We start from the raw sequence: 13,452 nt of genomic DNA, 5'->3' as shown, positions 1-13,452 counted from the left end.
GGTGTAAATAATTCAAGGTTTGTAGGTATCGGCTCCATCCCTGTAAAAAAGGGCTAAGCTGTCCGGCATTTAAATTGCATATTCGGGACGCTGCTCAAAGCCATCCCATAAGAGTTTAATTATTTTTTGACCTACAGTTTAAATGCAGAACAGCTTAAAGCCCTCACTACGAACAAATCAAGCGTAATTGTCAAATTACTTAATATACTTTGTTTTATTAGCGCCTACTTACTTATCAGATATTTGTCACAGCGTTTTTTCTCTTAAGTATGGCTTCTGAAATGGATTCGCTTATATGGCAATTCCTGGTTGGTTGCTGGTTATGAGCAAGTTCTCTCTGGGCGGATTGGGCGAAGTATGATTGCTAAAAAGAACCTGTCTCTGGGTGAGCCGCGTGACGCTAATCGGAATTTTGATCGCAAACTCTGTACCTTGTCCGGGTGTGGAAATACATAACAATTCACCCTGATGTCTTTCTGTAATAATTTGATAGCTGATCGACAAACCCAGCCCCGTGCCTTTGCCTACGGCTTTCGTGGTATAAAAAGGATCGAACAACTGCTTGATTGCCGATTCTGGGATGCCTTTTCCGTTGTTAGCAATGCGGATTTCAACCCATTCGCTCTCTAAAATTTTAGTATAAATTTTGATAGTACCGATCTCGGGTTGACTGGCTGCAAGTGATGAATTTGGTTTTTCTGTTGCTTCTGCTTTTTGTTCTTGTTCTTGTTCTTCTTCTAAAGCATCAATAGCATTAGCAATAATATTCATAAATACCTGATTTAGCTGTCCGGGATAGCACTCTATTTTTGGCAAATCTTCGTATTCTTTGATAATTTTAATGCCAGGAAAATTAGAGTGGGGTTTGATGCGGCTTTGCAAAATCATCAGAGTGCTGTCAAGACCTTCGTGGATGTCGGCTAATTTCATTTCTGCTTCATCAAGCCGAGAGAAAACCCTCAGCGATTTTACAATGTCGCGAATTCGGTTGGCTCCGGTTTTCAGGGAAACTAAGATTTTTGGCAAGTCTTCTTTGATAAAATCTAAATCAATTGATTTGAGCTTTTCTTTAACTGCCGGTTCGGGATTAGGGTAATTTTCTTCATAGGTGGCTGTGAGTTCCAGCAAACTCTGTATATAGTTGGCTGCGGGAGCGATATTGCCGTAAATGAAGTTAATCGGATTGTTTATTTCGTGGGCGACGCCAGCTACTAATTGTCCCAGGGATGACATTTTTTCGCTTTGGACAAGCTGGGATTGCGTCTGCTGCAATTCTGATAAAGTTTGGGCGAGATGTTGAGTTTGCATCTTTAATTCGGCGGTGCGTTCTTCTACTCTAATTTCTAACTCGTCTTTAGCTTTTTTGAGTGCAGCTTCTGCTGACTGGCGCTCGACTATTTCTGCTTGTAGGAGGCTGTTTGCTAGTTCTAACTGGGCGGGACTGGGAAGGACTAGGGCTTGAGGGATTAAGTTTACTAGAAGTATGGCTGTAGCGAAGGAAATTATGGCGGTAATTGCTTTCATGGTTCCGGAAATCCAATAGATAGGATGCCACAGTGTCCAAACTTCAAATATGTGAGTGATGCCGCAGGCGACGATAAAGGCTCCAAACATGGCAAAGATCCAGTTAAAAGGTAAATCTTCGCGTTGGGAAATAAAGTAAACCAGTGTAATGGGGATCGAGAAATAGGCGATCGCAATTATTGAATCTGAGGCTACGTGGAGCCAGACTAACTTGGTTTGCCAGAGATAGCAGTGACCGTGGGGAATAAATGACCCCGAACTAAAAAAAGTTTTCCACATTTCCTGCATAATATTTCCTTTGAGTTGTGAGAAAATAGACTCTGACTGGTATCAATTAATTTCAACCAGGGGTTTATTTCACCTGCGGCTTAATCACCTATGCGTTCATATTCTCTACTAGCTTCAGCAAAAATCAATCTGTATTTGGAGATAATAGGCGATCGCCCGGACGGATATCACGAACTGGCGATGGTGCTTCAAAGCATAAATTTAACCGATCGAATTGACTTGCGCGCGATCGGTACGGACACGATCCGCGTGCGCTGCGATCACCCGCAAGTCCCGCCGGATAAGAATAATCTGGCTTACCGGGCGGCGGATTTGTTGGCGCAGCAATTCCCCGATGCTTTGGCAAAATACGGCGGAGTCGAGATTGCCATTCACAAGCAGATTCCGGTGGCGGCGGGGCTTGCCGGCGGTTCGGCAAATGCGGCCGCGGTGTTAGTCGGGATGGACTTGCTGTGGCAATTGGGACTTACTCAGTCGGAGTTGCAAGAGTTGGGAGGAACCTTGGGTTCTGATGTGCCTTTTTGCATTGCAGGAGGTACGGCTTTGGCAACTGGCCGCGGGGACAAACTGTCTCCACTCCCTGATTTAGGTGGGTTGTACGTGGTGCTGGCGAAGTTTCGCAATCTCAGTATTTCTACGGCGTGGTCGTATCAAACTTATCGTCAAAAGTTCAGTAGTTCCTATTGTGCACCAGAAGATTTGGACTGTCGTCGGGAACGGCTGCATTCGGGGCCGATGGTGGCGGCGATCGCCCAAAAAGATCGATCGAAAATTGGTCAATTGTTGCACAACGATTTAGAAAAAGTTGCTTTACCCGTGTACCCGCAGGTGTTGCAATTGCGGGAGGGTTTTGAGTCGGCGGGAGTTTTGGGAACGATGATGTCGGGTTCAGGGCCGACGGTGTTTGCGCTGTGCGAGTCTCAACAGCAGGCTCAGCAGGCTATGGAACGGGTGAAAAGTGCGATCGCTTCTCCAGATTTGGATTTTTGGGTAACAAAGTTTAGCAATACTGGAATTCGGATTTTTTCTGAGGGAAATGATGTAAAAGCGTCGGTTGCGACGGTGTAACTCGCAAATGGTGCGATCGCGCTCGCCCGTTAAATGTCGAGGGGGGCGATCGGTCAAAATGAATCTAACTTTGCACAGAGTCTATTTAACTCGAAGAACTGATAAAATCTCAGGAAACAAAGATTTTTATTTTGGTTGATCAACCAAAAGTCTCAAATCTCAAACCTAAAATCTCAAATCGCCATGGCTGATTTAACTAATCCAAATTCTACGTCTCAACCTGTAAATTCTAGCGGGGAGAGTGCGGCTGCATCTCCTTCACCGCCTACGGTTTTGCGCTGCGTAACTGGTTCGCTGATGGCGGGCGGCTTTGCGGCGGGTTTGTACGCACTAACTTTGTCGATCGCCCAAACTTTTGCTAACAAGCCGATTCATTCTGACAATACGACTGCGATCAATATTGCGGCGGCTGTACGAACATTAGTCATGGGAATCGTCGCTTTGGGCGGAGGCGTTTTTGCTTTTGCATCTGTGGGGTTGATGCTGCTAGCCATGCAGCTTTTGATTCAAAAGTTGGCGAACAAACCCGCAGCTTAAAACAATCAAATTGCCAAAACTTGCATCAGCAAGGCACAGCATCAATAGTAAGCTCGAAGAAATGGAATTATTGACGATCGGACACTCCAATCACAGTATTGAAGCGTTTGTTTTTTTGCTGCAAAAACACGAAATTACAGCGGTTGCGGACGTGCGATCGCATCCTTTGGGCCGCTATTTACCTCATTTTAATAAACCTGAAGTTGCCGCATCTCTGTCTGCGGCTGGCATTAAATATGTGTTTTTAGGCAAAGAGTTGGGCGCCAGGCCCAAAGATTTAAGCTGTTACGATACAGGGGGTAAAGCTTTGTACGATCGCATAGCAGCCACTCCTCTATTTTCCGCAGGAATTCAGCGCTTGCTCAAAGGCGCAGCCAATTATAAAATTAGTTTAATGTGTGCGGAAAAAGACCCGCTTACTTGTCACCGCACTCTTTTAGTTTGCCACAAACTCAAAGAGTTTAATTTGCAAATTAATCATATTCTGTCCGATGGCAATTTAGAATCGCACCAAAATTTAGAAGCCAGACTTTTGAGCAAATTTAACAATCTGAGAAATAATAAGGCTCCGGTTCAATTAAGTTTGTTTGAATTAGAATCTGAAGTTAAAGATGAAATAATTGATTTAGAAACAGCTTATTATCGTTACGGATTGACCAGGGCTTATATCAGAAAACAAGGCAATTCTCGGCGATAGATTCTTGATTTTTGATTAATTTTAGCAGCAACTCTTGATATTGAATACATTTAAAATTATGGTAGGGCGAGCGATGCACACCATAGGTTTAGATATTTTGTTAGAGTTTTAACGTTCTTCGTGGTATAATTCTGCGGGACTGTAGCAGAAAGGGGTGCTTTTTTATGAAAGCAGAATTTTATTATGACTGTCACAGATATATTTGCAGTTTAGTTCAAGTGGATTTTGTCAAAGAATTAAAAATTAAAAATCATCAAGGTTTTGTCTTGGCTGTTAAGCAAGGTGAAAAAATTGGGCTTTTGGGAAAAATTCGCCATAATGCTAAGAAAGTGGATGTCTCTAAGCCGCATTTTTATAATGTAATTAAAGCAGCCATGAGCGCTTTGGAATTAGAAACTAGAAATGAAATCATATTAGAGAGAAATAGAACTATTACTGATGGGGAAGAAATGATTCAGCAGCAAAACCGAGAAATTCGTGTTTTGAATGAACAGCTTAGAATTCAAGCGACTCAGATTGAGCATTTGTCAAGGGAAAACCAGCAGTTATCGGTGCAGCTAGTAAAGGTAGAGAAGGAAATTAGAGAAACTCAAATTAGTCAAGAAATTGAGAAAGATTTAGCCGCGGCGGAAATTGACGATTGGGTTGGAGAATCTGAGATTAGTGAAGCCATGGATGAATTGCCGATTTTAGATTCTGGGTTGGGAGTGGAGTTAATCGAACATCAGCAGGATTTGCAGGATGTTGAGAAAGCTGAGGAAATTAGCGGCGGCGAGGTTGAAATTGTAGATTTAGAAATTGTAGAAAAAGTAGAAGTTCCAGCCGACAATGAAATTAAGCACCTGGCTAAAAGAGGTTCACAGAGAAAGATGCGAAAGAAATAATGAAAAATTATAATTGTTTTAAACAGTCAAAGGTTCGTAGTGAGGACTTCAGTCCGCATCAAATGCAAGGACTGAAGTCCTCACTACGAAACGGGTGCATCTCATTTTTGCAAATATATTCGTAGGGGCGAAGTATTTCGGCAGTAAATCTCTGGTTCTCATTCATAAATTATGTGCCGAAATGCTTCGCCCTTGCCAAATTGAGATACACCCCTACGAAACTTTTATAGGGTGCATCTGGTTTTTGAAGAGGGCGAAGCATGACCGCATATAAATTATTAGTTATAATCTTATATTGACAGCGGTCATGCTTCGCCCCTACACACATATTTGCAAAACCCAAATGCACCCTCTGATGCGAGGTATTTTCAAGGGCGACACACCCTGCGAATAGTATTATGATAGCATTTTTAGTCTGGCTTGCTCAGCGATTAGATAGTCCGGCACCCAAAAACGATCGATAGACATGAGAATAGCTACAGACATGAAAATATCAACATTCTTTCCCATTTCTTCAGTGGGAAGCAAACCAAATAATTCGTCGCATTCCTTGACATCGGCTAGGATATTATCAAGGTCTTCTACAAGTTCGTCCGGGTAAATGCAGTGGATTCCTCTCTCATCTTCATAATATGCTTCTTCGTCAGGAAAGAATTGTGAGGGTTTGAGTTCTTCCATCAGATAATCTAGCTTGTGAAATTCTGTTTCCGGAACGATCGCAGCTAGATCCTTCCCTGCTTGCTGTAAAATAAAACGATCGCCCTTTTGCATCACTCGCTGAACGATCGCGATCGCATTTTCGCAAAATTCCTCAACAGTTAAGCGGAAAAACCCCTCAGAGTCGATCGCCAGTTGAGCCCCCACAGCCGCGCCCGCAGCAGAATTTTGACAACGATCCAGGGCGATCGGTAAGATCGTAGGTGCGATCGAACTACCGTCAGCAGCATTAAATCCTTCAGTCATCAGTCGTTCCCCAACATACACATAATTGTTGACAATATTGCACAATAGAGAAAATTGTAAATATATAGCACCTACGTCTTTTTACCGCTGATGAATAGCAAATTTCTCGATCGACTCCACCACCCCTCGCGCCCAGTCATCGTCTTCGACGGCGCCATGGGAACCAACCTGCAAGTTCAAAACCTCACCGCAGAAGACTTCGGCGGTAAAGAATACGAAGGCTGTAACGAATATCTCGTGCACACCAAGCCGGAAGCCGTCGCCATCGTGCACCGAGGATTCCTCGAAGCAGGCGCCGATGTCATCGAAACAGACACCTTCGGCGCTGCTTCCATCGTGCTCGCGGAGTACGATTTAGCCGACAAAGCCTATTATCTCAACAAAACGGCGGCCGAACTCGCCAAGAATATCGCAGCAGAATTTGACACGCCAGAAAAACCGAGATTTGTCGCAGGATCGATCGGCCCGGGCACCAAATTGCCAACCTTAGGACACATCGATTTTGACACGCTTACCGCCGCTTTTACCGAACAAGCCGAAGGACTTTATGACGGCGGCGTTGACTTATTTATTGTCGAAACTTGTCAAGATGTGCTGCAAATTAAATCAGCATTAAATGCGATTGAAGAAGTTTTTAAGAAAAAAGGTGCGCGGATTCCGTTAATGGTATCAGTCACCATGGAAGCCACCGGCACGATGTTAGTCGGTTCCGACATCAGCGCCGCCTTAGCTATTTTGCAGCCGTATCCCATAGATATTTTAGGATTAAACTGTGCCACCGGGCCCGATCGCATGGCGGAACACGTCAAATATCTATCCGAACATTCGCCCTTCGTCGTTTCCTGCGTACCAAACGCTGGCTTACCCGAAAACATTGGCGGCCACGCGCACTACAAACTGACGCCGATTGAATTAAAAATGGCCTTGATGCGCTTCGTCGAAGACTTAGGCGTGCAAGTCATCGGCGGCTGCTGCGGTACTCGCTACGATCACATCCGCGAACTGTCAGAAATTGGTACAACTCTTAAACCCAAGATTCGCGAAATTACTTGGGAACCAGCCGCTGCTTCAATTTATAGCGCCCAACCCTACGAACAAGAAAACTCTTTCTTAATTGTCGGCGAAAAACTCAACGCCAGCGGTTCCAAAAAATGCCGCGATTTGCTCAACGCCGAAGACTGGGACGGTTTAGTAGCAATGGCTAGAGAACAAGTGCGAGAAGGCGCGCACGTTCTCGATGTCAACGTCGATTATGTCGGGCGCGACGGCGTGCGCGATATGAAAGAATTAGTTTCTCGCGTTGTGACTAATGCAACTCTGCCTTTAATGCTGGATTCCACCGAATGGGAAAAGATGGAAGCAGGCTTGAAAGTTGCGGGCGGCAAATGTTTGCTAAATTCTACTAACTACGAAGACGGAGAACCGCGTTTTTATCAAGTTTTGGAGTTGGCGAAAAAATACGGCGCGGGGATTGTAATTGGGACGATTGACGAAGATGGGATGGCGCGCACTGCTGACCAAAAATTTGCGATCGCCCAACGCGCCTATAATGCCGCCGTCGCCTACGGAATTCCCGCCTCGGAACTCTTTTTTGACACCCTGGCTTTGCCAATTTCTACCGGGATTGAAGAAGACCGAAAAAACGGCAAAGCTACCATCGAATCGATCCGCCGCATCCGCCAAGAATTGCCCGGATGTCACGTGATTTTGGGAGTTTCTAACATTTCCTTCGGCTTGAATCCGGCGGCGCGCCAAGTTCTCAATTCCATGTTTTTGCACGAAGCAATGCAGGCGGGGATGGATGCGGCGATTATCAGCGCTAATAAGATTTTGCCGATCGCCAAAATCGACTCCAAACACCAGGAAATCTGCCGCAAACTGATCTACGACGAACGGGAGTTCGACGGCGATATTTGCGTTTACGACCCCTTGGGCGACCTGACAACGGTGTTTGCGGGCAAAACTACCAAGCGCGATCGCACCCAAGACGAAAACCTCCCCGTAGAAGAACGTCTCAAGCGCCACATCATCGACGGCGAACGCATCGGGCTCGACATCCAACTCGCCAAAGCATTAGAAACCTATCCGCCGCTGCAAATTATCAATACCTTCTTGTTAGAGGGTATGAAAGTAGTCGGAGAATTGTTCGGTTCCGGACAAATGCAGCTACCATTTGTATTGCAGTCAGCCGAAACCATGAAAGCGGCAGTTGCTTATTTAGAACCGTACATGGAAAAGTCCGAATCCGGGGACAATGCTAAAGGCACATTCATCATTGCAACTGTCAAAGGCGACGTTCACGACATCGGCAAAAACTTGGTTGATATTATCCTATCAAACAACGGCTACCGAGTAATTAACTTGGGAATTAAACAGCCAGTTGACAATATCATCGAAGCCTACGAAAAGCACAAAGCAGATTGTATTGCGATGAGCGGCTTGCTGGTGAAATCCACCGCATTTATGAAGGAAAATCTGGAAGTATTCAACCAGAAAGGCATCACTGTTCCCGTGATTTTGGGCGGCGCGGCTTTGACTCCCAAGTTTGTGCATGAAGACTGCCAAAATACCTATAAAGGTAAAGTCGTTTACGGCAAAGATGCGTTTTCTGACTTAAACTTTATGGAGAAACTGATGCCAGCAAAATCTGCTGGAAACTGGGAAGATTTGGCTGGATTTTTAGATGAAGTTGGGAGTGAGAATGGGGCGGTGAAAGCAGCTAAAACTTCGGCAGAAACTGCGGTTGAGGATGCGAAGAAGGCAGAGACTCCGGTGATTGTTGATACCAAGCGTTCCGAAGCAGTTGATGCAAATATCGATCGCCCGAATCCTCCTTTCTGGGGAACCAAACTGTTATCGCCCGAAGAAATCCCCTTTGAAGAGCTTTTCTGGCACTTAGATTTGCAAGCATTAGTTGCGGGACAGTGGCAATTCCGCAAGCCAAAAGACCAATCGCGGGAAGAATACGATGCTTTCTTAGCTGAGACAGTTTATCCAATCTTGGAAGAATGGAAACACAAAATTATCACCGAAAAGTTACTGCATCCGCAAGCAATTTACGGGTATTTCCCCTGTCAATCAGAAGGAAATTCGTTGCATATTTACAACCCGGAAATTATGAGTAACGGTCAAGATGTATCGACACCCGCTGCGACATTCACCTTTCCCCGGCAAAAATCGGCGCGCAGGCTGTGCATTGCCGACTTTTTCGCACCGAAAGAATCGGGTAAAATCGATGTATTTCCGATGCAAGTGGCGACGGTGGGAGAAGTTGCTACGGAGTACGCGCAAAAGCTATTTGCTAACAATCAATATACCGATTATCTCTACTTCCACGGATTGGCGGTGCAGACGGCGGAAGCGGTAGCCGAATGGACTCACGCACGGATTCGCCGAGAATTGGGCTTTGCTAGCGAGGAACCGGACAATATTCGGGATATGCTGGCGCAGCGATATCGCGGTTCGCGCTACAGTTTCGGCTATCCGGCTTGTCCGAATATGGCGGATCAGTACAAGCAATTGGATTTGTTAAAGTGCGATCGTATAAACCTGTACATGGATGAAAGCGAACAGCTTTATCCGGAACAATCCACCACTGCAATTATCACCTATCACCCAGCCGCCAAATACTTCACTGCTTAATTCTTAGGGTGCGCACTGCGCACCCTACTTTTATAGACAAGATTGCCTAAGTCTTTGATTGATAAAAAAACGCAGATATCAGGCCGATCGACACAGATGCAACGCAGATATTTTCAGGGATAAAACTCGGCGGTTGAAACCGCTCCTTGTCAAACAAAGTCCGCGCAACGCGAGACTGAAGAATACACACATTAAATCAATAAAAAAGCACCTTAAAAAAAGTGCTTTTATTAACATGAAGTTTGATTGTCTGACTAAAGTTTTACAAGTGATTCCGGGGAGTGCGGGCACCGGCAGATGCTCCGGCCATTGAAGCAACCAAACCCAATAACGAGCCGAACAAAAACGACCAACCAGCTTTTGCAGCATTTTCAGCAATATTCCGAGCATCCTGAGCAGAAACGCTAGGCGCTTGGTTGGGGAGATTCACATTACCTTGCTGCGCTTGATTAATCGCTGCTCCGGCGTTCGCTGCTACTACGCCAAAAGTCCCGGCTACGCCATTTGCTAACAGCCAAGAGCCAATTGTTAAGGTAGTTGCCCACAAAATTGCTCCGTTCAAAAGCGCGGTGCTGCGGTTCATGGGGCCGCAAGCGCGAGCAGTTACCCAACCGCCAACGCCCAAGCTGATTAATAAACTGATAATTGACCAAATTCCTACTCCGGTACCCACGCTGCCGGCTATACTGCGCGGAGCTCCTGAATTAGCAATGTTGCTCAAGCCGATCGCAGCACCCAACGCACTTAAAACTAATTGTGTGCCGATCGCAATTACCAAACCTGAAAAAATTGGCCCCCAGCGCACTAAATCGTGATATTCCATGACCGGCTTAACTAGAGTCTGCTCGGTAACAACGTTGTCTACTGGTCTATTTACGTATGCCATAGCTTTTCTTTTCCTTTGAGAGTTGGTTCTATTTTTAACAATCTTTCACCTAAGCATTGATTGTGGCTGAGATTGATAGAAATCATATCTGCCTGGGGAAAGAATGACTCTCTATGTCTGAAGAATGAAACAAAAAAGTCATCAGCCCTCAGCCAGCAGCTATTAGCTAATGACTGATGACTGATGGCTGATAACCAATAACTCTTTTATCCAGTTAAAAAAGTTCACGGATGTATATAGGAAAGGCGGCTTAACGCAATCTGACAGCAGTCCCAACGGCAGTAATCAACAGCAAAGCCCCCGAAGAGTCTACATTAATCGTGCCGGTGTCAACTTCCACCCCGATCACCGCATTAGCACCCAAGCGCTGGGCTCGTTTTTCGAGTTCCGCGAGCGCATCTCGCTGTCCTTTGAGAAACACTTCCTCGTAACTGCCCGTGCGCCCGCCGATGATGTCGCGAATACCCGCGAAGAAATCTCGCAGGGCGTTGGTGCCGTAGACCACCTCAGCAGTTACAATTCCCAAGTAAGATTGAATTTCTGCTCCTTGGATGATATCAGTTGTTGTTACAATCATCAGTTGGCCTCAAGTGCGAAAATTTTGAGTTGGTCGATTTCTGTAGGTTTACTACATCTCCCCGCTCAAAAATTCCAGGCAAACCCTAAGCTGTAAGCTTGTTAAGCTGACAGCAATTCGCTCTTTTAATCCACACACTCTTTGAAAAAAATGGCCGTCCACAAACAAAGTCTCTTGGTATTCAGTACACTTTTGGTAGCGGGATTTGCGATCGCAACGCCGCATCGGGCGCTCTCAGCAGACACACCAGAGGAAGTTCAACCTAAAAATAATGCAAATTTAGATAGTCTGCTGCGGCAAGGACGCGAGTTGGTAGATTTAGGAGACTACAGTAAGGCGATCGCTATTTATCAACAAGCAGCCCGTTTAGATGCGGAAAACCCGCGCATTTTTTCCGGTATTGCTTATTTACAAGCGCGTCAGGGAAACTATCAAGCCTCAGTGGAATTTTACCAACAGGCGATCGGTCTGGAACCCAAAAATGCTGACTTTCAATACGCCTTAGGATATGCTATGGCGAACCTGCAAAACTATCCCGCAGCAGCAGCAGCTTACCGTCGCGCCGCTGCGCTCGATCGCAAAAATGTCAACGCCCGAATCGGGCTCGGAGTGGTGCTGTTTCAGCAAAAAGATTACAGCGGTGCATTTAAAGCATACCAAGAGGCGATCGCCCTCGATCCGAAAAGTTGGCAAGCTTATTCTTCATTGGGTTTAGTATTGATCCAGCAGGGAAACTTTGCCAGTGCTGTCACCGTGCTCAAACAAGCAGCCAAACTCGCTCCCAAACAAGCCAGCATTCAGTTAAAATTAGGTACTGCTTTGCTGCGCAGCGGCAACACTTCCGAAGGGCTAGCAGCGTTTGAAGAAGCTTCCAAATTGGAGCCGCGCAATCCCGAAGTGCAGTTAGAAATTGGTGAACTTCTCAAGACTCAAGAAGACTTCGACGGAGCGCTTTTAGCTTATAAGCGGGCGATTGACGTGCGCCCAAATTTAGTTGAGGCCTACGCTGCGATCGGAGAAATTCAACTACAAAAACAAGATTTTTCAGGAGCAATTATCACTTTTAGGCGAGTGATCCAGCTCGAACCAGACCGGGCAGAAGCTTATTACAACATGGGTAAAGCATTCAAAGCGCGCGATCGCCAATCCGACGCAATTCAAGCTTTTCAACAAGCGCTAGACACTTACCGCCAGCAAGGTAACAATGATGGCGCACAAAAAGCCGAGGCGGCGCTTAATGAACTGAAGTAATTAGTCATTAGTCAGTTGATAGTTGATAGTTGATAGTGTTTCTGATGGGTCAGAATCAACAATCCGCGATCGCGCTACACCTCAGAAACCGGGTTTCTTCAGACAATCTCGTGGGGAAGCGTAAATTGTCGCAGAAAGCCGGTTTCTGAGGTGTAGCGCGAGACTCAGAAACCGGCTTTCTTCAGAAAATCTCGTGAAGAGGCGTCAATTCTCAGAGAAACGCGGTTTCTCGGACTAGGCGCGTGGAACTCAGAAACCGGGTTTCTTGGATGCGCGTAGGTTCTTTCTATTCTTCAAAGGTTAAATGCTGGATTAATTTATCGCTAGTTAAATCTTCTAAAAAGTAGCGATAAGCATCTGCCGATTGAAATTGCGATCGCACTCCATCTATTTTAGGTAAACTACTCTGGCGCAAATCAAGATATTCTTGATAGCTAGAAAACTCCCAATCCTCTGCTTTTTTAACTATATTAGCACAGACTGGGTTTAAGTGAATATAGCGAGTGAGGTGTAATAAATACTCTTCTGTATCTACATGAATCGCCTCAAATCGACCCTGAAACAGTGAACCCACTCTTTGATAGCGTTTATTAATAGCCTTGGCATAAGATAGAGTAAATGCCTGCATCAGGTTAGAAAAACGATTAGTTTTTAGGTAAACTAATAAATGATAGTGGTTCGGCATCAAACAATAAGCAAGAATATCGACACCATGAGTAATCAAATGCTTTCTTAATAGGCGTAAAAAATAAATATAGTTTTCTCGCTCAAAAAATATCAACTGACGGTTATTACCTCGGTTATAAACATGGTAGTAATTACCCGCTTGCAAGATAACTTGGCGACGTGGCATATCAGAAGGTAGGTGAGTGGCTAGTCGGAGTCAGAAACCGGGAGGCTCAGAAACCGGGTTTCTTCCGAAAATCTGGTGAGACTATTTAAATTATTGCAGAAACCCGGTTTCTCGGATCGCGCGCGGGAACTCAGAAACCGGGTTTCTGCGCAAAATCTCGTCAAGAGGCGTAAAAACTCGTAGAAACCCGGTTTCTCGGACTCAGCGCGAGAACTCAGAAACCGGGAACTCAGAAACCGGGTTTCTACGCAAAATCTCGTCAAGAGGCGAAAATTCTCACAG

General features: G+C 45.4%; 11 protein-coding genes. 6 read left to right on the top strand and 5 right to left on the bottom strand.

From position 1 onward, the window contains the following. Positions 1-291: 291 nt before the first annotated feature. Complete coding sequence (locus tag QT974_RS19940) at positions 292-1,812, bottom strand: sensor histidine kinase (protein WP_333470163.1); 1,521 nt, start codon at positions 1,810-1,812, stop codon at positions 292-294. A 90-nt stretch (positions 1,813-1,902) separates the two neighbouring features. Here QT974_RS19940 and ispE point away from each other — a divergent pair, with 90 nt between their 5' ends. From ispE to QT974_RS19920, 4 genes are all read left to right on the top strand, one after another. Beyond that, entirely contained in the window at positions 1,903-2,880 is a 978-nt protein-coding gene (ispE, locus tag QT974_RS19935) for a 4-(cytidine 5'-diphospho)-2-C-methyl-D-erythritol kinase (protein ID WP_333470162.1), read from the top strand. Between the two features lie 183 nt (positions 2,881-3,063). Continuing rightward, complete coding sequence (locus QT974_RS19930) at positions 3,064-3,417, top strand: DUF3082 domain-containing protein (protein WP_333470161.1); 354 nt, start codon at positions 3,064-3,066, stop codon at positions 3,415-3,417. A 10-nt stretch (positions 3,418-3,427) separates the two neighbouring features. Beyond that, on the top strand, positions 3,428-4,114 hold the full coding sequence (locus tag QT974_RS19925) for a DUF488 domain-containing protein (RefSeq protein WP_442933197.1): 687 nt from the start codon (positions 3,428-3,430) through the stop codon (positions 4,112-4,114). A gap of 164 nt (positions 4,115-4,278) precedes the next feature. After that, positions 4,279-4,998 (top strand): hypothetical protein, encoded by a 720-nt coding sequence (locus QT974_RS19920; RefSeq protein ID WP_333470160.1) that lies wholly within the window; start codon positions 4,279-4,281, stop codon positions 4,996-4,998. A 396-nt stretch (positions 4,999-5,394) separates the two neighbouring features. On the opposite strand, the gene QT974_RS19915 is transcribed toward QT974_RS19920, so the two are convergent. Beyond that, positions 5,395-5,961 carry a type II toxin-antitoxin system Phd/YefM family antitoxin gene (locus QT974_RS19915; RefSeq protein WP_333470159.1) on the bottom strand — a complete coding sequence of 189 codons (567 nt, stop codon included), beginning with the start codon at positions 5,959-5,961 and terminating at the stop codon, positions 5,395-5,397. A 90-nt stretch (positions 5,962-6,051) separates the two neighbouring features. On the opposite strand from QT974_RS19915, the gene metH reads away from it, so the two are divergent. Next, a complete protein-coding gene (metH, locus tag QT974_RS19910; protein WP_333470158.1) occupies positions 6,052-9,603 on the top strand; it encodes a methionine synthase in 3,552 nt (1,183 codons plus the stop codon). A gap of 262 nt (positions 9,604-9,865) precedes the next feature. Here metH and QT974_RS19905 read toward each other — a convergent pair whose 3' ends face one another. Both QT974_RS19905 and QT974_RS19900 read right to left on the bottom strand, forming a co-directional pair. After that, entirely contained in the window at positions 9,866-10,489 is a 624-nt protein-coding gene (locus tag QT974_RS19905; RefSeq protein ID WP_293147917.1) for a hypothetical protein, read from the bottom strand. 250 nt (positions 10,490-10,739) lie between these two features. Further along, complete coding sequence (locus QT974_RS19900) at positions 10,740-11,066, bottom strand: YbjQ family protein (protein WP_172184303.1); 327 nt, start codon at positions 11,064-11,066, stop codon at positions 10,740-10,742. 150 nt (positions 11,067-11,216) lie between these two features. Between QT974_RS19900 and QT974_RS19895 the strand changes: the two genes are divergently transcribed. Continuing rightward, on the top strand, positions 11,217-12,317 hold the full coding sequence (locus QT974_RS19895) for a tetratricopeptide repeat protein (RefSeq protein WP_333470157.1): 1,101 nt from the start codon (positions 11,217-11,219) through the stop codon (positions 12,315-12,317). Positions 12,318-12,603: 286 nt separating this feature from the next. On the opposite strand, the gene QT974_RS19890 is transcribed toward QT974_RS19895, so the two are convergent. Further along, complete coding sequence (locus QT974_RS19890; RefSeq protein ID WP_333470156.1) at positions 12,604-13,170, bottom strand: transposase; 567 nt, start codon at positions 13,168-13,170, stop codon at positions 12,604-12,606. Positions 13,171-13,452: the final 282 nt, after the last annotated feature.

This window comes from Microcoleus sp. BM001215392, assembly GCF_036700185.1.
Lineage (GTDB): Bacteria > Cyanobacteriota > Cyanobacteriia > Cyanobacteriales > Microcoleaceae > Microcoleus.
This window is presented reverse-complemented; position numbering and strand designations above follow the sequence as displayed.

Coding starts and splice junctions, on each gene's coding strand:
- QT974_RS19940 (WP_333470163.1), bottom strand. CDS start 1,812: ATGCAGGAAATGTGGAAAACTTTTTTTAGTTCGGGGTCATTTATTCCC.
- ispE (WP_333470162.1), top strand. CDS start 1,903: ATGCGTTCATATTCTCTACTAGCTTCAGCAAAAATCAATCTGTATTTG.
- QT974_RS19930 (WP_333470161.1), top strand. CDS start 3,064: ATGGCTGATTTAACTAATCCAAATTCTACGTCTCAACCTGTAAATTCT.
- QT974_RS19920 (WP_333470160.1), top strand. CDS start 4,279: ATGAAAGCAGAATTTTATTATGACTGTCACAGATATATTTGCAGTTTA.
- QT974_RS19915 (WP_333470159.1), bottom strand. CDS start 5,961: ATGACTGAAGGATTTAATGCTGCTGACGGTAGTTCGATCGCACCTACG.
- metH (WP_333470158.1), top strand. CDS start 6,052: ATGAATAGCAAATTTCTCGATCGACTCCACCACCCCTCGCGCCCAGTC.
- QT974_RS19905 (WP_293147917.1), bottom strand. CDS start 10,489: ATGGCATACGTAAATAGACCAGTAGACAACGTTGTTACCGAGCAGACT.
- QT974_RS19900 (WP_172184303.1), bottom strand. CDS start 11,066: ATGATTGTAACAACAACTGATATCATCCAAGGAGCAGAAATTCAATCT.
- QT974_RS19895 (WP_333470157.1), top strand. CDS start 11,217: ATGGCCGTCCACAAACAAAGTCTCTTGGTATTCAGTACACTTTTGGTA.
- QT974_RS19890 (WP_333470156.1), bottom strand. CDS start 13,170: ATGCCACGTCGCCAAGTTATCTTGCAAGCGGGTAATTACTACCATGTT.